This is a genomic window from Bacteroides clarus YIT 12056 (genome assembly GCF_900129655.1).
Classification (GTDB): domain Bacteria; phylum Bacteroidota; class Bacteroidia; order Bacteroidales; family Bacteroidaceae; genus Bacteroides; species Bacteroides clarus.
Genome location: NZ_FQWK01000005.1, coordinates 437,622 through 457,486 on the forward strand (window position 1 = coordinate 437,622; position 19,865 = coordinate 457,486).

At 43.4% G+C, this 19,865-nt stretch carries 32 protein-coding genes; 31 read left to right on the forward strand and 1 reads right to left on the reverse strand.

The genetic code is table 11. The annotated features are described in order from the left end of the window. The first annotated feature begins 5 nt into the window (after positions 1 to 5). From rplB to BUB52_RS11445, 28 genes are all read left to right on the forward strand, one after another. Positions 6 to 830: a 50S ribosomal protein L2 gene (gene rplB / locus BUB52_RS11310; RefSeq protein ID WP_009122259.1), complete on the forward strand. Its 825-nt coding sequence runs from the start codon at positions 6 to 8 to the stop codon at positions 828 to 830. Positions 831 to 850: 20 nt separating this feature from the next. Next, entirely contained in the window at positions 851 to 1,120 is a 270-nt protein-coding gene (gene rpsS, locus BUB52_RS11315) for a 30S ribosomal protein S19 (protein WP_002558070.1), read from the forward strand. Positions 1,121 to 1,156: 36 nt separating this feature from the next. Continuing rightward, on the forward strand, positions 1,157 to 1,567 hold the full coding sequence (rplV, locus tag BUB52_RS11320) for a 50S ribosomal protein L22 (RefSeq protein WP_004291236.1): 411 nt from the start codon (positions 1,157 to 1,159) through the stop codon (positions 1,565 to 1,567). A 5-nt stretch (positions 1,568 to 1,572) separates the two neighbouring features. Beyond that, complete coding sequence (gene rpsC / locus BUB52_RS11325; RefSeq protein WP_004291235.1) at positions 1,573 to 2,304, forward strand: 30S ribosomal protein S3; 732 nt, start codon at positions 1,573 to 1,575, stop codon at positions 2,302 to 2,304. 21 nt (positions 2,305 to 2,325) lie between these two features. Next, positions 2,326 to 2,760 (forward strand): 50S ribosomal protein L16, encoded by a 435-nt coding sequence (rplP, locus tag BUB52_RS11330; protein ID WP_005656538.1) that lies wholly within the window; start codon positions 2,326 to 2,328, stop codon positions 2,758 to 2,760. Positions 2,761 to 2,765: 5 nt separating this feature from the next. Next, the gene (gene rpmC, locus BUB52_RS11335; RefSeq protein ID WP_005656537.1) at positions 2,766 to 2,963 is read left to right on the forward strand and encodes a 50S ribosomal protein L29; all 198 of its coding nucleotides are present in this window, start codon (positions 2,766 to 2,768) and stop codon (positions 2,961 to 2,963) included. Continuing rightward, positions 2,960 to 3,229, forward strand: a complete 270-nt coding sequence (gene rpsQ, locus BUB52_RS11340; protein WP_005656533.1) for a 30S ribosomal protein S17 — start codon at positions 2,960 to 2,962, stop codon at positions 3,227 to 3,229. The genes rpmC and rpsQ overlap by 4 nt, the downstream gene beginning before the upstream one ends. A gap of 2 nt (positions 3,230 to 3,231) precedes the next feature. Further along, a complete protein-coding gene (gene rplN, locus BUB52_RS11345; protein WP_005825700.1) occupies positions 3,232 to 3,597 on the forward strand; it encodes a 50S ribosomal protein L14 in 366 nt (121 codons plus the stop codon). A 20-nt stretch (positions 3,598 to 3,617) separates the two neighbouring features. Further along, complete coding sequence (gene rplX / locus BUB52_RS11350) at positions 3,618 to 3,938, forward strand: 50S ribosomal protein L24 (RefSeq protein ID WP_005656526.1); 321 nt, start codon at positions 3,618 to 3,620, stop codon at positions 3,936 to 3,938. Then, entirely contained in the window at positions 3,938 to 4,495 is a 558-nt protein-coding gene (gene rplE, locus BUB52_RS11355) for a 50S ribosomal protein L5 (protein ID WP_004294559.1), read from the forward strand. The genes rplX and rplE overlap by 1 nt, the downstream gene beginning before the upstream one ends. Positions 4,496 to 4,499: 4 nt before the next feature. Continuing rightward, positions 4,500 to 4,799 carry a 30S ribosomal protein S14 gene (gene rpsN, locus BUB52_RS11360; RefSeq protein WP_005656523.1) on the forward strand — a complete coding sequence of 100 codons (300 nt, stop codon included), beginning with the start codon at positions 4,500 to 4,502 and terminating at the stop codon, positions 4,797 to 4,799. A gap of 55 nt (positions 4,800 to 4,854) precedes the next feature. After that, positions 4,855 to 5,250 (forward strand): 30S ribosomal protein S8, encoded by a 396-nt coding sequence (rpsH, locus tag BUB52_RS11365; protein ID WP_004291226.1) that lies wholly within the window; start codon positions 4,855 to 4,857, stop codon positions 5,248 to 5,250. A 15-nt stretch (positions 5,251 to 5,265) separates the two neighbouring features. Further along, on the forward strand, positions 5,266 to 5,835 hold the full coding sequence (gene rplF, locus BUB52_RS11370) for a 50S ribosomal protein L6 (RefSeq protein WP_009122260.1): 570 nt from the start codon (positions 5,266 to 5,268) through the stop codon (positions 5,833 to 5,835). A gap of 20 nt (positions 5,836 to 5,855) precedes the next feature. Further along, positions 5,856 to 6,200: a 50S ribosomal protein L18 gene (gene rplR / locus BUB52_RS11375; RefSeq protein WP_005656518.1), complete on the forward strand. Its 345-nt coding sequence runs from the start codon at positions 5,856 to 5,858 to the stop codon at positions 6,198 to 6,200. A gap of 5 nt (positions 6,201 to 6,205) precedes the next feature. Further along, the gene (gene rpsE, locus BUB52_RS11380; protein WP_005656517.1) at positions 6,206 to 6,724 is read left to right on the forward strand and encodes a 30S ribosomal protein S5; all 519 of its coding nucleotides are present in this window, start codon (positions 6,206 to 6,208) and stop codon (positions 6,722 to 6,724) included. A gap of 11 nt (positions 6,725 to 6,735) precedes the next feature. After that, positions 6,736 to 6,912, forward strand: coding sequence for a 50S ribosomal protein L30 (rpmD, locus tag BUB52_RS11385; protein WP_004291222.1), 177 nt, complete (start codon positions 6,736 to 6,738; stop codon positions 6,910 to 6,912). A gap of 30 nt (positions 6,913 to 6,942) precedes the next feature. Next, on the forward strand, positions 6,943 to 7,389 hold the full coding sequence (rplO, locus tag BUB52_RS11390) for a 50S ribosomal protein L15 (protein WP_009122261.1): 447 nt from the start codon (positions 6,943 to 6,945) through the stop codon (positions 7,387 to 7,389). Positions 7,390 to 7,393: 4 nt separating this feature from the next. Further along, positions 7,394 to 8,737, forward strand: a complete 1,344-nt coding sequence (secY, locus tag BUB52_RS11395; RefSeq protein ID WP_005656513.1) for a preprotein translocase subunit SecY — start codon at positions 7,394 to 7,396, stop codon at positions 8,735 to 8,737. Positions 8,738 to 8,750: 13 nt separating this feature from the next. Then, positions 8,751 to 9,551 carry a type I methionyl aminopeptidase gene (map, locus tag BUB52_RS11400; RefSeq protein WP_009122262.1) on the forward strand — a complete coding sequence of 267 codons (801 nt, stop codon included), beginning with the start codon at positions 8,751 to 8,753 and terminating at the stop codon, positions 9,549 to 9,551. A 9-nt stretch (positions 9,552 to 9,560) separates the two neighbouring features. Next, complete coding sequence (infA, locus tag BUB52_RS11405; protein WP_002558052.1) at positions 9,561 to 9,779, forward strand: translation initiation factor IF-1; 219 nt, start codon at positions 9,561 to 9,563, stop codon at positions 9,777 to 9,779. 9 nt (positions 9,780 to 9,788) lie between these two features. Continuing rightward, positions 9,789 to 9,905: a type B 50S ribosomal protein L36 gene (gene ykgO, locus BUB52_RS11410; protein ID WP_002558051.1), complete on the forward strand. Its 117-nt coding sequence runs from the start codon at positions 9,789 to 9,791 to the stop codon at positions 9,903 to 9,905. 34 nt (positions 9,906 to 9,939) lie between these two features. Then, a complete protein-coding gene (gene rpsM / locus BUB52_RS11415; protein WP_009122263.1) occupies positions 9,940 to 10,320 on the forward strand; it encodes a 30S ribosomal protein S13 in 381 nt (126 codons plus the stop codon). Between the two features lie 11 nt (positions 10,321 to 10,331). Further along, a complete protein-coding gene (rpsK, locus tag BUB52_RS11420; RefSeq protein WP_002558049.1) occupies positions 10,332 to 10,721 on the forward strand; it encodes a 30S ribosomal protein S11 in 390 nt (129 codons plus the stop codon). 115 nt (positions 10,722 to 10,836) lie between these two features. After that, a complete protein-coding gene (rpsD, locus tag BUB52_RS11425) occupies positions 10,837 to 11,442 on the forward strand; it encodes a 30S ribosomal protein S4 (protein ID WP_009122264.1) in 606 nt (201 codons plus the stop codon). A gap of 11 nt (positions 11,443 to 11,453) precedes the next feature. After that, positions 11,454 to 12,446 (forward strand): DNA-directed RNA polymerase subunit alpha, encoded by a 993-nt coding sequence (locus tag BUB52_RS11430; RefSeq protein WP_009122265.1) that lies wholly within the window; start codon positions 11,454 to 11,456, stop codon positions 12,444 to 12,446. A gap of 3 nt (positions 12,447 to 12,449) precedes the next feature. After that, complete coding sequence (gene rplQ, locus BUB52_RS11435) at positions 12,450 to 12,947, forward strand: 50S ribosomal protein L17 (RefSeq protein ID WP_009122266.1); 498 nt, start codon at positions 12,450 to 12,452, stop codon at positions 12,945 to 12,947. Between the two features lie 144 nt (positions 12,948 to 13,091). Beyond that, positions 13,092 to 13,511 (forward strand): hypothetical protein, encoded by a 420-nt coding sequence (locus tag BUB52_RS11440; RefSeq protein ID WP_009122267.1) that lies wholly within the window; start codon positions 13,092 to 13,094, stop codon positions 13,509 to 13,511. A gap of 110 nt (positions 13,512 to 13,621) precedes the next feature. After that, the gene (locus BUB52_RS11445; RefSeq protein ID WP_022217905.1) at positions 13,622 to 14,161 is read left to right on the forward strand and encodes a hypothetical protein; all 540 of its coding nucleotides are present in this window, start codon (positions 13,622 to 13,624) and stop codon (positions 14,159 to 14,161) included. Between the two features lie 55 nt (positions 14,162 to 14,216). Here the strand turns inward: BUB52_RS11445 and BUB52_RS11450 are convergent, their stop codons facing one another. Then, the gene (locus BUB52_RS11450; RefSeq protein ID WP_009122269.1) at positions 14,217 to 16,106 is read right to left on the reverse strand and encodes a MutS family DNA mismatch repair protein; all 1,890 of its coding nucleotides are present in this window, start codon (positions 16,104 to 16,106) and stop codon (positions 14,217 to 14,219) included. Between the two features lie 339 nt (positions 16,107 to 16,445). Here BUB52_RS11450 and BUB52_RS11455 point away from each other — a divergent pair, with 339 nt between their 5' ends. The 3 genes from BUB52_RS11455 to BUB52_RS11470 all read left to right on the forward strand — a co-directional run bounded on the left by BUB52_RS11455 (position 16,446) and on the right by BUB52_RS11470 (position 19,845). Continuing rightward, positions 16,446 to 17,093 carry a DUF6563 family protein gene (locus tag BUB52_RS11455; RefSeq protein ID WP_009122271.1) on the forward strand — a complete coding sequence of 216 codons (648 nt, stop codon included), beginning with the start codon at positions 16,446 to 16,448 and terminating at the stop codon, positions 17,091 to 17,093. A gap of 283 nt (positions 17,094 to 17,376) precedes the next feature. Next, positions 17,377 to 17,661 (forward strand): hypothetical protein, encoded by a 285-nt coding sequence (locus tag BUB52_RS11465; protein WP_009122274.1) that lies wholly within the window; start codon positions 17,377 to 17,379, stop codon positions 17,659 to 17,661. Between the two features lie 201 nt (positions 17,662 to 17,862). Beyond that, positions 17,863 to 19,845, forward strand: coding sequence for a urocanate hydratase (locus BUB52_RS11470; protein ID WP_009122276.1), 1,983 nt, complete (start codon positions 17,863 to 17,865; stop codon positions 19,843 to 19,845). Positions 19,846 to 19,865 lie beyond the last annotated feature (20 nt).

The window sequence follows — 19,865 nt, forward strand, 5'->3', positions numbered from 1 at the left end:
AAGAAATGGCAGTACGTAAATTTAAGCCCACAACACCGGGGCAAAGACATAAAATTATTGGTACTTTCGAAGAGATTACTGCACGAGTACCAGAAAAGTCTCTTGTATTTGGTAAGAAATCTACCGGTGGTCGTAACAATACCGGTAAAATGACCATGCGCTACATCGGTGGCGGTAGTAAGAAGATTATCCGTATCGTAGACTTCAAGAGAAATAAGGACGGTGTACCTGCAGTGGTTAAAACAATTGAATACGATCCGAACCGTTCGGCTCGTATCGCTTTGTTGTTTTATGCAGATGGTGAAAAAAGATATATTATTGCTCCCAATGGATTGCAAGTTGGTGCGACTTTGATGTCAGGTGAAACTGCTGCTCCGGAAATCGGTAATGCTCTTCCGCTTCAGAATATTCCGGTCGGTACCGTAATTCACAACATCGAATTACGTCCGGGTCAAGGCGCTGCTTTGGTTCGCTCGGCCGGTAACTTCGCTCAGTTGACTTCAAGAGAAGGTAAATACTGCGTTATCAAGTTGCCTTCTGGTGAGGTTCGTCAGATCCTCAGCACATGTAAGGCTACTATCGGTAGCGTTGGTAACTCAGATCATGGATTGGAAAGTTCAGGTAAAGCTGGACGTTCTCGTTGGTTAGGACGTCGTCCGCGTAACCGTGGTGTTGTTATGAACCCGGTTGATCACCCGATGGGTGGTGGTGAAGGACGTGCTTCAGGAGGACACCCGAGATCTCGCAAGGGATTGTACGCTAAGGGTCTTAAAACAAGAGCTCCGAAGAAACAATCGTCTAAGTATATTATTGAGAGAAGAAAGAAGTAATCTGATTAATTGAGTAAATTATGAGTCGTTCATTAAAAAAAGGTCCGTATATTAACGTTAAGCTTGAGAAAAAAGTGCTTGCCATGAATGAGTCGGGCAAGAAAGTGGTAGTTAAGACTTGGGCCAGAGCTTCAATGATTTCGCCTGATTTCGTAGGCCATACTGTTGCAGTTCACAATGGAAATAAATTTATTCCTGTTTATGTTACCGAAAATATGGTAGGACACAAGTTGGGCGAATTCGCTCCAACTCGTACATTCAGAGGACACGCTGGTAACAAGAAAAAATAAAACAGGATTTATCTGAAATAATAAAGTAATAATATAATGGGAGCAAGAAAAAAAATATCGGCTGAAAAAAGAAAAGAAGCCCTTAAGACCATGTATTTTGCGAAATTGCAAAATGTTCCTACTTCCCCCCGTAAAATGCGTCTCGTGGCTGACATGATTCGTGGGATGGAAGTGAACAGAGCACTCGGCGTTTTGAAGTTCTCTTCAAAAGAGGCTGCAGCCAGAGTGGAAAAGTTGCTGCGTTCTGCAATTGCTAACTGGGAGCAGAAAAACGAACGTAAAGCTGAAAGCGGCGAGCTGTTCGTAACCAAGATTTTTGTTGATGGTGGCGCTACACTCAAAAGAATGAGACCGGCTCCGCAGGGTAGAGGTTACAGAATCCGCAAACGTTCAAACCACGTAACGTTGTTCGTTGGTTCTAAAAGTAATAACGAAGATCAAAATTAAGGTAAATGGGACAAAAAGTTAATCCAATAAGCAACCGTTTAGGAATTATCAGAGGATGGGATTCCAATTGGTATGGTGGAAAGAATTACGGCGACTCTTTGCTGGAAGATAGCAAGATTCGTAAATATTTGAACGCTCGTCTTGCTAAAGCAAGCGTTTCAAGAATTGTAATCGAACGTACACTGAAACTCGTGACTATTACCGTTTGTACAGCACGTCCGGGTATTATTATCGGTAAAGGTGGCCAAGAAGTTGATAAGCTGAAAGAAGAATTGAAGAAGGTCACTGATAAAGATATCCAGATCAATATCTTCGAAGTGAAAAGACCTGAGTTGGACGCTGTTATCGTGGCTAACAACATCGCTCGCCAGGTAGAAGGTAAAATCGCCTATCGCCGCGCTATCAAAATGGCTATCGCCAATACTATGCGTATGGGTGCGGAAGGTATCAAAATTCAGATTTCAGGACGTTTGAATGGTGCAGAAATGGCCCGTTCTGAAATGTATAAGGAAGGAAGAACTCCGTTGCACACTTTCAGAGCAGACATCGACTATTGTCATGCAGAAGCATTGACTAAGGTAGGTCTTCTCGGTATTAAAGTTTGGATTTGTAGAGGTGAAGTTTATGGTAAGAAGGAATTGGCTCCGAACTTTACGCAAAGCAAAGAAAGTGGTCGTGGAAGCAATAGCGGAAACAATGGCGGAAAGAACTTCAAAAGAAAGAAAAATAATCGCTAACGAATTTGATTTTTAGGAATTATGTTACAACCGAAAAAGACAAAATTCAGAAGACAACAAAAAGGCCGTCAAAAAGGTAATGCCCAAAGAGGAAACCAGTTGGCTTTCGGTTCTTTTGGTATTAAGGCCTTGGAGACGAAATGGATTACAGGCCGTCAGATTGAAGCTGCGCGTATTGCAGTGACAAGATATATGCAACGTCAAGGACAGATTTGGATTCGTATTTTCCCGGATAAACCTATTACAAGAAAGCCTGCTGACGTACGTATGGGTAAAGGTAAAGGTAGCCCCGAGGGATTCGTTGCTCCTGTTACACCGGGTAGAATTATTATTGAAGCTGAAGGAGTTTCTTATGAAATCGCAAAAGAAGCTTTGCGCCTAGCTGCACAGAAGCTTCCTATCACAACCAAGTTTGTGGTTAGACGTGATTATGATATCCAAAATCAAAATGCGTAAGAAGTATGAAAATTGCAGAAATTAAAGAAATGACTACCAATGATTTGGTAGAAAGAGTAGAAGCAGAAGTGGCTAACTATAGCCAAATGGTTTTAAATCATTCTATTTCTCCTTTGGATAATCCTGCTCAGATCAAACAATTACGCAGGACTATTGCGCGTATGAAAACTGAATTACGCCAGAGAGAACTTAACAATAAATGATGAGCTTGATGGAAGCAAGAAATTTAAGAAAAGAAAGAACAGGGGTTGTGCTGAGCGATAAGATGGATAAGACTATCACCGTTGCAGCTAAGTTTAAGGAAAAACACCCCATATATGGTAAGTTCGTTAGTAAGACGAAGAAGTACCATGCTCATGATGAAAAGAATGAGTGCAATATCGGCGATACTGTACGCATCATGGAAACTCGTCCTTTGAGCAAGACTAAGAGATGGAGATTGGTTGAAATAATTGAAAGAGCTAAGTAATTATGATACAAGTAGAATCCAGACTTACAGTATGTGATAATAGTGGGGCAAAAGAGGCTCTCTGTATTCGCGTTTTGGGCGGTACAGGTCGTCGCTATGCTTCAGTAGGGGACGTGATTGTTGTTTCTGTAAAGAGCGTTATCCCTTCAAGTGATATTAAAAAAGGTGCAGTGTCTAAAGCTTTGATCGTACGTACTAAGAAAGAAATCCGTCGTGCTGATGGTTCTTATATACGTTTTGATGATAATGCTTGCGTGTTGCTGAACAATGCAGGTGAAATTAGAGGTAGTCGTATTTTCGGTCCGGTAGCTCGTGAACTTCGTGCTACTAACATGAAAGTTGTGTCACTCGCTCCTGAAGTACTTTAATTTTGTAAAAGATTTAAGTAATGAGTAAATTACATATTAAAAAAGGCGATACAGTTTACGTAAATTCTGGCGAAGACAAAGGTAAGACTGGTCGTGTATTGAAGGTTCTTGTTGATAAAAAACGTGCAATCGTTGAGGGTATCAACATGGTGTCTAAGAGCACAAAACCGAATGCAAAGAACCCGCAAGGTGGTATCGTGAAGCAAGAAGCTTCTATCCACATTTCAAACTTGAATCCGGTTGATCCAAAAACTGGTAAAGCAACGCGTGTTGGTAGAAAATTAAGTGCTGACGGCACTTTAGTGCGTTATTCTAAAAAATCAGGAGAGGAGATTAAGTAATGAGTAATACTGCTAGCCTTAAGAAAGAATATGCAGAGCGTATTGCGCCTGCATTGAAATCACAGTTCCAGTATTCTTCTTCAATGCAGGTACCCGTACTTAAGAAGATTGTTATCAATCAGGGTTTAGGTATGGCCGTTGCTGATAAGAAGATTATCGAAGTGGCAATTAATGAAATGACTGCGATCACTGGCCAGAAAGCCGTTGCAACCATTTCTCGTAAAGATATCGCTAACTTTAAGTTGCGTAAGAAAATGCCGATTGGTGTTATGGTAACTTTGCGTCGCGAGAGAATGTACGAATTCCTTGAAAAATTGGTTCGTGTAGCTCTGCCGCGTATCCGTGACTTCAAGGGTATTGAAAGTAAGTTCGATGGAAAGGGTAACTATACCCTTGGTATTCAGGAACAAATCATTTTCCCTGAAATTAATATCGATAGTATTACCAGAATTCTCGGAATGAATATTACCTTTGTAACCTCTGCGCAAACAGATGAAGAAGGTTATGCCTTGTTGAAAGAATTCGGTTTACCGTTTAAGAACGCTAAAAAAGATTGATAATATGGCAAAGGAATCAATGAAAGCACGCGAAGTAAAGCGTGCCAAATTAGTAGCCAAATATGCCGAGAAAAGAGCTGCATTGAAGCAAATCGTTAGAACAGGTGATCCTGCTGAAGCTTTTGAAGCTGCACAGAAATTGCAGGACCTGCCTAAGAATTCTAACCCTATTCGTATGCACAACCGTTGTAAATTGACTGGTCGTCCTAAAGGATATATCCGTCAATTCGGTATCTCCAGAATTCAGTTCCGTGAGATGGCATCCAATGGTCTTATCCCAGGTGTAAAGAAAGCAAGCTGGTAATTTTTGTTTTTTAAATATTGTCAGGGTAGTCCTGATTAATTTAATTTATTTTTATATGACTGATCCAATAGCAGATTATTTGACGAGGTTGCGGAACGCTATTCAAGCAAAGCACAGAGTTGTTGAAGTTCCCGCTTCAAATTTGAAAAAAGAAATCACTAAGATTCTTTTTGAAAAAGGCTACATCCTTAATTACAAGTTTGTAGAAGATGGTCCTCAAGGTACTATTAAAGTTGCCTTGAAGTATGATCCGGTTAACAAAGTTAACGCTATCAAGAAACTGGAAAGAATTTCTTCTCCGGGTTTGCGTCAATATACCGGTTACAAAGATATGCCGCGAGTTATTAATGGTTTGGGTATTGCTATAATATCTACTTCCAAAGGTGTAATGACCAACAAAGAAGCCGCTGAACTGAAGATCGGTGGTGAAGTTTTGTGTTATGTATATTAATAGGAGGAATTAGCAATGTCAAGAATAGGAAAATTACCCATTAGTATCCCCGCTGGAGTAACAGTTACTCTGAAGGATAATGTGGTTGCCGTAAAGGGACCCAAAGGCGAAATGAGCCAATATGTAGATCCTGCTATCAATGTTGCCATCGAAGAAGGCCATGTCGTTTTGACAGAGAATGAAAATGCAATGCTGGATAATCCGAAGCAGAAGCATGCATTCCATGGCTTGTACCGTTCATTGGTTCACAACATGGTTGTTGGTGTATCTGAAGGATATAAGAAAGAGTTGGAACTTGTCGGTGTAGGTTATCGTGCTTCTAACCAAGGCAATATTATTGAATTGAACTTAGGTTATACGCACAGTATCTTTATTCAGTTGCCTGCTGAGATCAAAGTAGAAACAAAATCTGAAAGAAATAAGAATCCTCTTATCATTTTGGAATCTTGCGACAAACAATTGCTTGGTCAAGTTTGCTCTAAAATACGTTCTTTCCGTAAGCCTGAACCGTATAAAGGTAAAGGTATTAAGTTTGTTGGCGAAGAAATTCGCAGAAAGTCTGGTAAATCAGCCGGTGCTAAATAATCATTTAAATTGATAGTATTATGACAACAAAAATAGAAAGACGTATTAAGATTAAATATAGAGTACGCAATAAGATTTCAGGTACAACTGAATGTCCGCGTATGAGTGTGTTTAGAAGCAATAAGCAAATCTATGTTCAGATTATCGACGATTTGTCCGGTAAGACGTTGGCTGCGGCTTCTTCTTTGGGTATGACTGAAAAAATGCCAAAGAAAGAACAAGCTGCCAAAGTAGGTGAACTGATTGCAAAGAAAGCTCAGGAGGCAGGTATAACTACTGTTGTTTTCGACCGTAATGGTTACTTGTATCATGGGAGAGTAAAAGAAGTGGCTGATGCTGCTCGTAACGGTGGACTTAAATTTTAATCATTATGGCAGGACTTAATAATAGAGTTAAGATTACAAACGATATAGAACTGAAAGACAGATTGGTTGCTATTAATCGTGTAACCAAAGTAACCAAGGGTGGTAGAACTTTTAGTTTCTCTGCTATTGTGGTAGTAGGAAATGAAGAAGGTATCATCGGTTGGGGCCTTGGTAAAGCTGGCGAAGTAACTGCCGCTATTGCTAAGGGTGTTGAATCTGCAAAGAAGAACCTGACTAAAGTGCCTGTACTGAAAGGTACGGTTCCTCACGAACAGTCTGCTAAGTTTGGTGGTGCTGAGGTATTCATTAAGCCGGCTTCTCACGGTACTGGTGTTGTGGCAGGCGGTGCGATGCGTGCAGTGCTTGAGAGTGTTGGGGTAACGGACGTTTTGGCTAAATCCAAAGGCTCTTCCAACCCGCACAACTTGGTGAAAGCTACTATTTTGGCATTAAGCGAAATGCGTGATGCCCGTATGGTTGCTCAGAACAGAGGAGTTAGTATGGAAAAAGTATTTAGAGGATAAGGAGGAAGAATATGTCGACTATAAAGATTAAACAAGTTAAAAGTAGAATTGGTGCTCCTGCTGATCAGAAGAGAACTCTCGATGCACTGGGACTTCATAAGTTGAATCGTGTGGTTGAACACGAATGCACTCCTTCAATTCTTGGAATGGTGGATAAGGTTAAACACTTGGTTACCATTGTTAAGTAATTATTTGTTGAATATAAAACGAATTACAATATGAACTTAAGTAATTTAAAACCTGCAGAGGGATCTACTAAAACAAGAAAGAGAATCGGACGTGGTCCGGGTTCTGGCTTGGGTGGTACTTCTACCAGAGGTCATAAAGGAGCTAAATCAAGATCTGGATACTCTAAGAAAATCGGTTTTGAAGGTGGTCAGATGCCTCTTCAACGTCGTGTTCCTAAGTTTGGCTTTAAAAATATCAACCGTGTAGAGTATAAAGCTATCAATTTGGATACAATTCAAAAACTGGCCGAAGCTAAAAAATTGCAGACTGTAGGTATCAATGACTTCATCGCTGCTGGTTTCATTTCTGCAAGCCAGTTGGTAAAAGTATTAGGTAACGGAACTTTGACTGCTAAGTTGGATGTACAAGCACATGCATTCTCTAAGACTGCTGTTGCTGCCATCGAAGCTGCTGGTGGACAAGTAGTAAAACTCTAATTCGATGAGAAAAGCTATTGAAACATTAAAGAATATATGGAAAATTGAGGATCTGAGACAACGGATCCTCATTACCATATTGTTTGTGGCAATTTACCGTTTTGGTTCGTATGTTGTATTGCCGGGTATTAATCCGTCAATGTTGACACAATTGCATCAACAAACAAGCGAGGGTCTTTTAGCCTTGTTAAACATGTTTTCTGGAGGAGCATTCTCTAATGCATCTATCTTTGCATTAGGTATCATGCCTTATATCTCCGCTTCCATTGTGATTCAGTTGCTGGGTATTGCGGTACCGTATTTCCAGAAATTGCAACGCGAAGGTGAGAGTGGTAGAAGAAAAATGAATCAGTATACTCGTTATCTGACGATTATCATTCTGTTGGTTCAGGCTCCTTCTTATTTGCTCAATCTTAAAATGCAGGCTGGTCCTTCCTTAAATGCTTCATTAGATTGGACTCTGTTTATGCTTACTTCTACCATTATATTGGCGGCTGGAAGTATGTTTATTTTGTGGCTTGGTGAGAGAATTACAGACAAAGGAATTGGTAATGGTATTTCTTTGATTATCATGGTAGGTATCATTGCACGTTTACCGCAGTCTTTATTTCAGGAATTGATTTCCCGTATGACTGATAAGACCGGTGGTTTGGTGATGTTCTTGATTGAGCTTGTAGTCTTATTGCTTGTTATTGCGTTTGCCATTCTATTGGTGCAAGGTACAAGAAAGATTCCTGTTCAATATGCAAAGAAAATTGTTGGTAATAAACAATATGGCGGTGCAAGACAGTACATTCCTTTGAAAGTAAATGCAGCTAACGTGATGCCTATCATTTTTGCTCAGGCAATCATGTTCATTCCTATTACTCTCGTTGGATTTTCGAATGTAAATAATGCGAGCGGTTTCATACATGCATTAACTGATCATACAAGCTTTTGGTATAATTTGATTTTTGCGGTATTGATTATACTGTTTACGTATTTCTATACTGCAATTACCATTAACCCGACTCAGATGGCTGAGGATATGAAGAGGAATAACGGTTTCATTCCGGGTATCAAACCGGGAAAGCAAACGGCAGAGTACATTGACGTGATTATGTCACGTATCACTTTGCCGGGTTCTTTCTTCTTGGCTTTGGTTGCTATTATGCCTGCATTTGCCGGTATATTCGGTGTGAAAGCAGAGTTTGCTCAATTCTTCGGCGGTACATCTTTGTTAATTCTTGTAGGTGTGGTTCTTGATACTCTCCAGCAGGTTGAAAGTCATTTGTTGATGAGACACTATGACGGTTTGCTGAAGTCAGGACGTATTAAAGGCCGTAGCGGTACAGTGGCTGCGTATTAATCTTATCTGAAGAATGATATTTCTTAAAACTGAAGATGAAATAGAGCTGCTCCGTAAGAGTAATTTGCTTGTGGGGAAAACGTTGGCTGAGATAGCTAAGGTTATAAAGCCCGGAGTTACTACGAAAGAGTTGGATAAAGTAGCGGAAGAGTTCATTAGAGATAATGGTGCTGTTCCTACTTTCAAAGGTTTTCCCAATCAATACGGTGATCCGTTTCCGGCTTCAATTTGTACTTCTGTAAATGAACAGGTAGTACATGGTATTCCGAGTGATGATGTGGTACTTAAAGAAGGTGATATTGTTTCTGTTGATTGCGGTACGTACATGAACGGCTTTTGTGGTGACTCGGCTTATACGTTTTGTGTAGGTGAGGTTGATGAAGAAGTTCGCAAATTACTGAAAGTTACTAAGGAAGCGCTATATATAGGAATACAGAATGCTGTTCAGGGCAAGCGGTTGGGTGATATAGGATATGCTATACAACAACATTGTGAGTCTAATTCTTATGGTGTAGTGCGTGAGTTTGTCGGTCATGGCATTGGCAAGGAGATGCATGAAGATCCTCAGGTTCCTAATTACGGTAAGCGTGGTTACGGGACGATGTTGAAAAAAGGTTTGTGTATTGCAATCGAGCCGATGATTACTTTAGGTAATCGGCAAATAGTAATGGAACGCGACGACTGGACAGTTAGAACCAAAGACTGTAAATACGCAGCTCATTTTGAGCATACCATAGCAGTTGGAAGTGGTGAAGCTGATATATTGTCATCGTTCAAATTCATTGAAGAAGTATTAGGAGATAAAGCAATTTAAGAAGTTAATATGGCAAAGCAATCTGCAATAGAACAAGATGGAGTTATAGTTGAAGCATTGTCTAATGCAATGTTTCGTGTTGAATTAGAAAACGGACATGAGATTACTGCGCATATTTCCGGTAAGATGCGGATGCACTACATCAAGATCCTGCCGGGTGATAAAGTAAGAGTCGAAATGTCTCCTTACGATTTATCGAAAGGAAGAATTGTATTTAGATATAAATAAAATTAAGATATGAAAGTAAGAGCATCCTTAAAGAAACGTACGCCAGAATGTAAGATCGTTAGACGTAATGGCCGTTTGTATGTTATTAACAAGAAAAATCCTAAGTATAAACAACGTCAAGGATAATATTATTATTTTTGCAAAAAAAATAATTTAGTATATGGCTATAAGAATAGTTGGTGTCGATTTGCCTCAAAACAAGAGAGGTGAAGTTGCGTTGACCTATGTATATGGAATAGGTCGTAGTAGTTCAGCAAAGATTTTGGACAAAGCAGGTGTAGACAAAGACCTGAAAGTAAAAGACTGGACGGATGATCAGGCTGCCAAGATTCGTGAGATCATTGGTGCAGAGTATAAAGTAGAAGGTGATCTTCGCTCTGAAGTTCAATTGAACATCAAGCGTTTAATGGATATCGGTTGTTACCGTGGTGTACGTCACCGTATCGGTCTCCCTGTTAGAGGCCAGAGTACAAAGAATAACGCTCGTACTCGTAAGGGTAGAAAGAAAACCGTTGCTAATAAGAAAAAAGCTACTAAATAATAATTGTTGATATGGCAAAAAAAACAGTTGCAGCAAAAAAGAGAAATGTAAAGGTAGATGCTAATGGACAGTTGCATGTTCATTCATCTTTCAACAACATTATTGTTTCTCTGGCTAATAGTGAAGGTCAGATTATTTCTTGGTCTTCTGCCGGAAAGATGGGATTTAGAGGTTCTAAGAAGAACACTCCTTATGCAGCACAAATGGCTGCTCAAGACTGTGCTAAGATAGCATACGATCTTGGCTTGAGAAAGGTAAAAGCATATGTGAAGGGTCCAGGTAACGGACGTGAGTCTGCTATTAGAACTATCCACGGTGCAGGTATCGAAGTTACTGAAATCATTGACGTAACTCCGCTTCCACATAATGGTTGTCGTCCTCCGAAAAGACGTAGAGTTTAAGATTTACCTTTAATAAAAATGAAACTTGATATTGTTATTGGATTGTAAATTCTTCTCTACAATCGCGGCTGCAACAAATTAAGTTCATGAATAACAATTAAATATTTAAAAAGAAATGGCTAGATATACTGGACCAAAATCAAGAATAGCCCGTAAATTCGGTGAAGGTATCTTTGGAGCAGATAAAGTATTGTCAAAGAAGAACTATCCTCCCGGACAGCACGGTAATTCAAGAAAGAGAAAAACTTCTGAATATGGTGTTCAACTTCGTGAGAAACAGAAAGCCAAATACACCTATGGAGTTTTGGAAAAACAATTCCGCAACCTGTTTGAGAAGGCAGCTACCGCTAAAGGTATTACCGGTGAGGTACTTCTTCAATTATTGGAAGGTCGTCTCGACAATGTAGTATTCCGTTTGGGTATTGCTCCGACTCGTGCAGCTGCTCGTCAGTTGGTTAGTCACAAGCATATTACTGTAGATGGTGAAGTGGTAAACGTTCCTTCATATGCAGTAAAACCGGGTCAGGTTATTGGCGTTCGTGAAAGATCTAAATCTTTGGAAGTTATCGCTAACTCATTGGCTGGCTTTAATCACAGCAAGTATCCTTGGTTGGAATGGGATGACAACGCTAAAGTAGGTAAGTTATTGCACATACCTGAAAGAGCGGACATTCCTGAAAACATTAAAGAGCATTTGATTGTAGAATTGTATTCTAAATAATAATTAATTTCATGGCGATATTAGCATTTCAAAAACCTGATAAAGTATTAATGTTGGAAGCGGACTCTAAATTCGGAAAGTTCGAATTTCGTCCGTTGGAGCCCGGTTTCGGTATTACCGTGGGTAATGCACTGCGCCGCATCCTGCTTTCCTCATTGGAAGGTTTTGCCATCACTACTATCAAAATAGAAGGTGTTGAGCATGAATTCTCCAGTGTTCCGGGAGTTAAAGAGGATGTTACTAACATTATCTTGAATCTGAAACAAGTGAGATTCAAGCAAGTAGTTGAAGAATTCGAGAGCGAGAAGGTAAGTATTACAATCGAGAATTCAAGTGAATTTAAAGCAGGTGACATAGGTAAGTATTTGACTGGATTTGAAGTGTTAAATCCTGAATTAGTTATTTGTCATTTAGATTCAAAATCAACTATGCAGATAGATATTACGATCAACAAAGGTCGTGGTTATGTTCCTGCTGACGAAAACCGCGAATATTGCACCGACGTGAACGTAATTCCTATCGATTCTATTTATACTCCGATACGTAATGTTAAGTATCAGGTAGAAAACTTCCGCGTTGAGCAGAAGACTGACTACGAGAAGCTGGTGCTTGAGATTACTACGGATGGTTCCATTCACCCGAAAGAAGCTCTGAAAGAAGCTGCGAAAATTCTGATTTATCACTTCATGCTCTTCTCTGATGAGAAGATTACGCTGGAAAGCAACGATGTTGACGGCAATGAAGAGTTTGATGAAGAAGTATTGCACATGCGTCAGTTGCTGAAGACCAAGCTTGTTGATATGGATCTCTCGGTTCGTGCCCTCAACTGTTTGAAGGCCGCCGATGTAGAGACTTTGGGCGACTTGGTACAATTCAACAAGACCGATTTGCTGAAGTTCAGAAATTTCGGAAAGAAATCGCTTACCGAGCTTGATGATTTGCTGGAAAGTCTGAATCTGTCGTTTGGAACTGATATTTCTAAATATAAATTAGATAAAGAATAAAAAATGAGACATAATAAAAAATTCAACCATTTGGGTCGTACTGCCTCTCATAGAAACGCTATGTTGGCTAATATGGCGTGTTCTTTGATTAAGCACAAAAGAATCACTACGACCGTTGCAAAGGCTAAAGCTTTGAAGAAATTCGTTGAGCCTTTGATTACAAAAGCTAAGGACGATACGACAAATTCTCGTCGTGTAGTATTTAGCAATTTGCAAGACAAGTATGCTGTAACTGAGTTGTTCAAAGAAATCTCTGTGAAGATTGCTGATCGTCCGGGTGGTTACACTCGTATCATCAAAACCGGTAACCGTTTGGGTGATAACGCAGAAATGTGCTTCATTGAACTCGTTGACTACAACGAAAACATGGCTAAGGAAAAGGTTGCTAAGAAGGCTACCCGTACCCGTCGTTCAAAGAAGGCTGCTGCTGAAGCTGCTCCCGCTGCAGAAACTGCACCGGTTGCCGAAGCTCCTGCTGCTGAAGAAGCGAAAGCAGAATAATTCAACTATTCTTTTTATATATAGAAAGCCGTCCCAGAGATTGGGGCGGCTTTTTTGTTTATACTTTTATTTACATGAACAAACATTAAAAGATGTGTGTATAAAGCTAATCAATGAAATAAACTGTTATATTTGCAGATAGTTATGGGCAAATACTTAAAAGTCATAGGTTTTTTGGTGCTTGCGTTGGCTTTGTGGCAGACGTCGGGTGCTGCATTTACTGTCAGTGGTGCGGTAAGTGCGGAAGATTCTGTGAATATCCGGACAGTGACTGCCGCTCATTATCAGGACGAGGCATGTTTCACTTCACCCCAATTGCCCTATCTGCCGGTTGCTGAGCTGGCAAGTAACAACGGACATGTCCAGTCGCTTACCATGTCCCGTATTCAGCGTTCCTATATCACTGAATATATCTTTTCACTGAAAGACTGGGTGGATAAGCTTGCCCAGCGCGAAGCGGTTCTGTCTTTACATAGAGAGAAACTCTATGATGCTACCGCTTACTACCGTTGCCAGCCTGTGTGTGAGTACTACATCTTCACACTGAGGCGAATCCTGATTTAATGTCTTATTGTACTCGGGCTTTTTCTTGTGTACGGGCGCTGAGTGTCCGTATGGGGAGAGATTGTATTCTTTATTTCAATAATTCATTAATTCATAAAACTATTTATATTATGGCAACTCAAACAATCGACGCAACTCTTTTTGCGTCTTCACATCCCGATATCGCAAAACGTACAAGTGTTTCCGGACTCATCATCTCCTTGGTAATGATGGTAGTGGGTATTCTTATCTTTGTATCTATTTTTGAAATGAACGATAAATCCTCTACCATAAGCATGGGGCTGATGGTACTGGGCACGGCATTGATTTTATTGGGAGTATTCCGTTTGTTCTGGAAATCCAAAGAAATCGTGTACCTGCCTACGGGAAGCGTGGCAAAGGAACGCAGCATGTTTTTCGATTTGAAATACATAGGTAAGCTGACCGAGATGATTGAAAACGGTAATCTGGACAGTGAGGCCGGAGTGAAAAGCGAATCAAGCGGTAACGTGCGTATGGATATTATGATTTCGCAGGACAACAAATTTGCTGCGCTGCAGCTGTTCCAGTTTGTGCCTTACACCTATACTCCGGTGACTTCCGTACGCTATTTCACGGGTAGCGAGGCGGCGGCAGTTTCGGCTTTCCTGTCTAAATGCAAGGCTGTCTAAATAAGTTCGCGTAAATAAAAAACAATCAATTTAGCTTTTCAGTATAAAGTGGGGATTAGTCGGTGACGGCAATCCCCATTTTTTTCATAAGGAAGCAGGCGTTCATGTTCTGCGCCACGCCCGGGCGGAGACGGTAGGAGAAGGTCAGCTCGTTGTCGGTGATATCTGCTTCGAAGCGGCAGTTGCGGATATTCTTCGGGAAAAGGTCGATAAGTGTGCCCAGCAGCAGGTCGTGGGTAGCGATGATACCGTTTGCCTGCAAAGTCATGAACTGCTTGATGAGTGCAAAAGACCCTTTTTGTTTATCCATTGAGTTTGTTCCTTTCAAAATTTCGTCCAGAATGATAAACAGTTCCTCTCCCGATTGCAGTTTGTCGATAATGAGTTTCAGACGCTTCAGTTCGGCAAAAAAGTAGGACTCGTTGTCGGTCAGGGAGTCGCTGGTGCGCAGACTGGTGATAAGGCGGGCGGGATACACTTCCATTTCTTCCGCGCAGACAGGCATACCGGTACAGGCGAGCAGATAATTGATACCTATCGTACGCAGGTAAGTACTTTTTCCTGCCATGTTGGCGCCGGTGATGATGATGAAGAAAGGCCGCTTCTCCATATCGATGTCGTTGCGCACACAGCGGTCACGATGCATCAGAGGATGTCCCAAAGCCTTTGCACGGAGCATGAAATGGGCATTGCCGTCGGTATTCTCCGTATCGGCGCCCTTTGCACCGGAAGGGATGCCGGCTTTGGCGGCAATCATATCAGCCTTGTCGAGCAGGGTAGGATAAGAATAGCCGGGATGATTATAAGCAAAAGTTGCCAACGAGTTAAGAGCGTCCATCTGTCCGAGGGCGTCGAGCCAGTGAGGCAGTTCGCCGGCATATTGCTCTTTCCAGGCTTCGATGCGCATCACCTGCCGCAGTTCCCAGAAGAAGAGACCGTTGAGAATGACGTACATAAACACATTGTTGCGTTGGTCCAGCTCATTCATCAGTTTGCTCAACCGGCTGATGGAGAGAGAGGCTTTCCGCTGTTCGCCGCCGATTTCTTCTTTGATACTTTTCAGCAAACCGCATTGCATGGGGCGGGCTTCCATGAGCTTGAGCAGTCCGGCATACGTGCCGAGAATTTGCAGTTTCTTGCCGTACACGGCTTGCATCCTGGTAATCTTTCCGGTAAAGGCGAATCCGGCGGTGACGAAGAGTGTCCAGATTATTCCCCATATACTTGCCGGCAAATAACCGGCAACGACCGACAGCAAACATACACTATTGATGCCCGTAATGATTATCGGCAGAACGCGCAAGAACCTGTTCCTGCGAAATACGCCGGGACTTGCCGCCCATGCTTTCAACTCGGTTTCGTCGGCCGCCTTGCCTTTATGCAGCAGGCCGAGGACGCGGAAACGCTGGCGGAATTTCAGTGCGGGAGCCAGCTCGCGTACGGCTGCCTGCCGTTCCTGTATCTCTTCTTTCTTTTCGAGATGTCGCCCCAGCCAGTCGGCCAGCAGACGTTTTCCCGGTTCGGTGCAAGTGCGGTTGACGTACTGAAACAACGAATGCGCACCGAATACGTCCAGGTCGTAGGCATACAGATGCGCAGGGTCGGTAAACTCCTCGCCGCTGTCGAAGCAGGATGTGTCATAGTCCAGTGCGGCCAGTTCCTGCCGGTTGACCTCTATCTTTTTCTCCAGATAGTCTTTGCGGTGGAACAGACGGTTATGGTATTTTATCAGCAGGATAAAAGGCAGAAGGGTGACAAGCGCAATCCCTGCCAGTACCGCCCAGCTTTCCGCCCGGAAACAGATAAGTCCTGCCACTCCCGCGATAAACAGCAGCAACCGCAACGTGCCGATGCGGTAAATCTGTCGCTGTACTTTATTCAACTGCTGTTGCGCTTCGTCCGCAATGTGGCGGTAGGTTGATTTTATATTCTCGATGCTTTCCATTTATTTTCATGCTTTATTGGTAGGCAAAGATAAGTAAATATATGGTTTTCCCCCTAAGGATAGATGAAATACCAACCGTTGGTATTCAAAGTACCATGGTTTGGTACGAGGCCTACCAACCGTTGGTACGGAAGCTACCATTGCTTGGTATTCGAACTGCCAACGGTTGGTATTTGTATTTTCCCCCGCAGCGGCGGGATTCTGCAAGGCCGATGCCGGTATATGGAAATCACTTTGTGGGAGATACGGCGTTTTTTTCTTCTGTATGTTTGCTGAATAACGATAAAAAATGTACCTTTCGCTCAAGAAAGCAAAGTTCCAAAAAGAAAGGATAGCGATATGAAAAGAAGTTGGGTGTTAGGAATATGGGCGTTATTGGCTTTGCCGTGCTCGGCGCAGCAGATAATGTATTCCAACTTGAAAGAATTGGTGGAAGACCGCGGAGATACGGTCACTATATTGAAAGTTGAGAAGCGTTCCAAGAACCAGATTTATTTGATGGGGGGAGCGGATTATCGTATAGAGGCTGAGGATAACTCAGGTTTGTGTCGTTATTTGAAATCCCGTTGTTATGCGGTGCGGATAGACACGTCGCTTTATGTCAACTGCAGGAAGATGCGCTATAAACGCTATCGTTTCGGCGGCTGGTATGCGCCTGCAATGTGGGTGAAAGGGAAGATTTATTACTGTGCGCAACCTGTGGGGCAGGTTGCCGCGAGCACTGCCACTCCGCCTGACGCGACGAAGCTGGGCGGTGAAGTGGGGGATGCCATCAATGCCTCGGGGCTGGTATTCGCGCGCGTGTACTATGAATTGAATCCGGAGACGGGACGCTCGGAGTTTGTAGGCAGGAAGAAGATGCTGGAATTGCTGGCGGGCTATCCGGAGCTGAAAGAAGCTTTTGAAAAAGAAACGAGCGAATCGTCCGAGGTCATCGGAAAGTATCTGAGACAACTCGAGTCTGAACCGACTTGTTTCACCGAATAGGCTCAAGCGCTTGTCGGGCTGACCCAAAAAGCGAAAGAAAAATGCCGGACTTTTCGGCGAAGATACGCTGAAGCAGATAAAAGTGCAGAAGAACGGAGATGTCAATATCAGTTTGCGAGTGCGGGGCAGCCGGCATAATCGGGTATTTGAGTGGGCTATGACGCTCTATCATGATTCCAACCAATGTTTCGTGCAGGCAAGTAAAGTTTACATGGCAGGGAATTTCAGTTTCAAGGGGCGTATTCTGCCTTTACCGGAAAATTAATTCTGAATATATAGGCTTATGACGGGAAATATGGATTTGGCGATAAAGCCCGGCGGGATAATATTTCTGTGGACTGTTTCGGCATTGCTCGTATTGCTGCTTGTTGTCGGAATCTTTAGTAACAGAGTACGTCAGTACTTTTATGCCCACCCGAAGGTTGAGTTTTGGGTAGGTGGTACTTATTTTGTCTGCCCATTTCTTTTGCTGGAGCAATACATGGATTGGTGGCGGGCTGCTCTTATCGCCTTGGTACTTTCTCTCGTTTTCGAATTTCTTTTACGGAAAAATAAGCGGAAAGCCTAATCTTGTGCGGGACTGTTTCGGATTATGCGATGATGTCGCTAAAATGAGAATCCGTAATCTAAATAAGCTGCGCACTGTTTCTACTTTACTAAATGATAAAATTCCCGGTATCCTGTTGCGAATATCGGGAATTATTTTTATATTGCGGCAGATACGCGCCCGTATCTGTTGACAATTTGTAACTATTCACCTTAATATACTATGGAGATTACTTTAAGCAAAACACTGCCCCCTTATCCCACCTTCGTAGAAGGTATCCGGCGGGCGCCCGACCGCGGTTACACCCTCGACCCCACGCAAACGGCTACGGCATTGAAGAATGCCCTGCGCTACATCCCTGAAGAACTGCACGAAACGCTTGCTCCGGAATTTATGGAGGAGCTCCGCACGCGAGGACGCATCTACGGTTACCGTTATCGTCCGCAAGGCGACCTCAAGGCGAAACCCATTGACGAGTACAAAGGGCGCTGCATCGAGGGCAAAGCCTTTCAGGTGATGATAGACAACAACCTCTGTTTCGACATCGCCCTCTATCCCTACGAGCTTGTCACCTATGGCGAAACCGGGCAGGTATGCCAGAACTGGATGCAATACCGCTTGATAAAGCAATATCTCGAAGTCCTTACCGATGACCAGACGCTCGTTATCGAAAGCGGACACCCGCTGGGACTGTTCAAGTCGAAGCCCGAAGCGCCGCGCGTCATCATTACGAATGCGATGATGGTGGGGCTGTACGATAATCAGCGGGACTGGCACACCGCCATGCAGATGGGCGTTGCCAATTACGGTCAGATGACTGCCGGCGGATGGATGTATATCGGCCCGCAGGGTATCGTGCACGGCACTTTCAATACCCTCTTGAATGCCGGACGGCTGAAACTCGGTATCCCCCAGGACGGCGACCTGCGCGGGCGGCTTTTCGTTTCTTCCGGTCTGGGCGGCATGAGCGGCGCCCAACCCAAAGCCGCCGAGATGTCGGGAGCTGCCGCTATCATAGCCGAGGTGGACGCCTCACGTATCGAAACCCGTCATCGGCAGGGTTGGGTGGGGCATGTGACGGATTCGCTGCCGCAGGCTTTCGCATTGGCAAAAGAGGCCATGGACAACCATGCTCCGATTTCTGTGGCCTATCACGGCAATGTGGTAGACCTTTTGGAATATGCCGTAAAAGAACGGATACATATCGATTTGCTTTCCGACCAGACATCCTGTCATGCGGCGTACGACGGCGGCTACTGCCCCGTGGGACTGACCTTTGAGGAGCGTACCCGGATGTTGCATGAGAATCCGGCGGAGTTCCGCCGTAAAGTGGATGTCACGTTAAAACGTCATTTCCTTGCCATCAAGGAACTCGTGGGCAGGGGCACATACTTCTTCGATTATGGCAATTCCTTTATGAAAGCCGTCTTCGATGCCGGTGTTCCCGAGATAGCGCGCGACGGCAGTGACAAAAACGGCTTCATCTTCCCCAGCTACGTGGAAGACATTATGGGACCGGAACTTTTTGATTACGGCTACGGGCCGTTCCGCTGGGTTTGCCTCAGTGGCAGGCATGAAGATTTGGTAAAGACAGACCGTGCCGCCATGGAGTGTATCGACCCTACCCGCCGCGGACAGGATTTGGATAATTATAACTGGATACGCGATGCCGAGAAAAACAATCTGGTGGTAGGTACGCAGGCGCGCATCCTCTATCAGGATGCCGAGGGGCGTATGAAAATTGCGCTGCGTTTCAATGAGATGGTGCGCCGTGGCGAGGTAGGCCCCATTATGCTGGGACGTGACCACCACGATGTCAGCGGCACGGACTCTCCTTTCCGCGAGACGTCCAACATAAAAGACGGCAGCAACGTAATGGCGGATATGGCGGTGCAATGCTTTGCCGGTAACTGCGCACGGGGCATGAGCCTGGTGGCGTTGCACAACGGCGGCGGGGTAGGTATCGGCAAAGCCGTCAACGGCGGCTTCGGCATGGTGTGCGACGGTTCCGAGCGGGTGGATGAAATCCTGCGTTCCGCCATGCTTTGGGATGTTATGGGCGGTGTGGCACGCCGTTCGTGGGCACGCAATGCGCATGCCATGGAGACAAGTGAAGAATTTAACCGCACTCATTCGGAAGGTTATCACATCACGATACCTTACGTGGCGGATGAAGAACTGATAAACAAATACATAAATAAATGATGAATTAAGAATGAAGAATG

What these genes read in the sequence shown, in the direction of transcription:
- rplB (WP_009122259.1), top strand. Translation starts at nt 6, where the DNA reads ATGGCAGTACGTAAATTTAAGCCCACAACACCGGGGCAAAGACATAAA.
- rpsS (WP_002558070.1), top strand. Translation starts at nt 851, where the DNA reads ATGAGTCGTTCATTAAAAAAAGGTCCGTATATTAACGTTAAGCTTGAG.
- rplV (WP_004291236.1), top strand. Translation starts at nt 1,157, where the DNA reads ATGGGAGCAAGAAAAAAAATATCGGCTGAAAAAAGAAAAGAAGCCCTT.
- rpsC (WP_004291235.1), top strand. Translation starts at nt 1,573, where the DNA reads ATGGGACAAAAAGTTAATCCAATAAGCAACCGTTTAGGAATTATCAGA.
- rplP (WP_005656538.1), top strand. Translation starts at nt 2,326, where the DNA reads ATGTTACAACCGAAAAAGACAAAATTCAGAAGACAACAAAAAGGCCGT.
- rpmC (WP_005656537.1), top strand. Translation starts at nt 2,766, where the DNA reads ATGAAAATTGCAGAAATTAAAGAAATGACTACCAATGATTTGGTAGAA.
- rpsQ (WP_005656533.1), top strand. Translation starts at nt 2,960, where the DNA reads ATGATGAGCTTGATGGAAGCAAGAAATTTAAGAAAAGAAAGAACAGGG.
- rplN (WP_005825700.1), top strand. Translation starts at nt 3,232, where the DNA reads ATGATACAAGTAGAATCCAGACTTACAGTATGTGATAATAGTGGGGCA.
- rplX (WP_005656526.1), top strand. Translation starts at nt 3,618, where the DNA reads ATGAGTAAATTACATATTAAAAAAGGCGATACAGTTTACGTAAATTCT.
- rplE (WP_004294559.1), top strand. Translation starts at nt 3,938, where the DNA reads ATGAGTAATACTGCTAGCCTTAAGAAAGAATATGCAGAGCGTATTGCG.
- rpsN (WP_005656523.1), top strand. Translation starts at nt 4,500, where the DNA reads ATGGCAAAGGAATCAATGAAAGCACGCGAAGTAAAGCGTGCCAAATTA.
- rpsH (WP_004291226.1), top strand. Translation starts at nt 4,855, where the DNA reads ATGACTGATCCAATAGCAGATTATTTGACGAGGTTGCGGAACGCTATT.
- rplF (WP_009122260.1), top strand. Translation starts at nt 5,266, where the DNA reads ATGTCAAGAATAGGAAAATTACCCATTAGTATCCCCGCTGGAGTAACA.
- rplR (WP_005656518.1), top strand. Translation starts at nt 5,856, where the DNA reads ATGACAACAAAAATAGAAAGACGTATTAAGATTAAATATAGAGTACGC.
- rpsE (WP_005656517.1), top strand. Translation starts at nt 6,206, where the DNA reads ATGGCAGGACTTAATAATAGAGTTAAGATTACAAACGATATAGAACTG.
- rpmD (WP_004291222.1), top strand. Translation starts at nt 6,736, where the DNA reads ATGTCGACTATAAAGATTAAACAAGTTAAAAGTAGAATTGGTGCTCCT.
- rplO (WP_009122261.1), top strand. Translation starts at nt 6,943, where the DNA reads ATGAACTTAAGTAATTTAAAACCTGCAGAGGGATCTACTAAAACAAGA.
- secY (WP_005656513.1), top strand. Translation starts at nt 7,394, where the DNA reads ATGAGAAAAGCTATTGAAACATTAAAGAATATATGGAAAATTGAGGAT.
- map (WP_009122262.1), top strand. Translation starts at nt 8,751, where the DNA reads ATGATATTTCTTAAAACTGAAGATGAAATAGAGCTGCTCCGTAAGAGT.
- infA (WP_002558052.1), top strand. Translation starts at nt 9,561, where the DNA reads ATGGCAAAGCAATCTGCAATAGAACAAGATGGAGTTATAGTTGAAGCA.
- ykgO (WP_002558051.1), top strand. Translation starts at nt 9,789, where the DNA reads ATGAAAGTAAGAGCATCCTTAAAGAAACGTACGCCAGAATGTAAGATC.
- rpsM (WP_009122263.1), top strand. Translation starts at nt 9,940, where the DNA reads ATGGCTATAAGAATAGTTGGTGTCGATTTGCCTCAAAACAAGAGAGGT.
- rpsK (WP_002558049.1), top strand. Translation starts at nt 10,332, where the DNA reads ATGGCAAAAAAAACAGTTGCAGCAAAAAAGAGAAATGTAAAGGTAGAT.
- rpsD (WP_009122264.1), top strand. Translation starts at nt 10,837, where the DNA reads ATGGCTAGATATACTGGACCAAAATCAAGAATAGCCCGTAAATTCGGT.
- BUB52_RS11430 (WP_009122265.1), top strand. Translation starts at nt 11,454, where the DNA reads ATGGCGATATTAGCATTTCAAAAACCTGATAAAGTATTAATGTTGGAA.
- rplQ (WP_009122266.1), top strand. Translation starts at nt 12,450, where the DNA reads ATGAGACATAATAAAAAATTCAACCATTTGGGTCGTACTGCCTCTCAT.
- BUB52_RS11440 (WP_009122267.1), top strand. Translation starts at nt 13,092, where the DNA reads ATGGGCAAATACTTAAAAGTCATAGGTTTTTTGGTGCTTGCGTTGGCT.
- BUB52_RS11445 (WP_022217905.1), top strand. Translation starts at nt 13,622, where the DNA reads ATGGCAACTCAAACAATCGACGCAACTCTTTTTGCGTCTTCACATCCC.
- BUB52_RS11450 (WP_009122269.1), bottom strand. Translation starts at nt 16,106, where the DNA reads ATGGAAAGCATCGAGAATATAAAATCAACCTACCGCCACATTGCGGAC.
- BUB52_RS11455 (WP_009122271.1), top strand. Translation starts at nt 16,446, where the DNA reads ATGAAAAGAAGTTGGGTGTTAGGAATATGGGCGTTATTGGCTTTGCCG.
- BUB52_RS11465 (WP_009122274.1), top strand. Translation starts at nt 17,377, where the DNA reads ATGACGGGAAATATGGATTTGGCGATAAAGCCCGGCGGGATAATATTT.
- BUB52_RS11470 (WP_009122276.1), top strand. Translation starts at nt 17,863, where the DNA reads ATGGAGATTACTTTAAGCAAAACACTGCCCCCTTATCCCACCTTCGTA.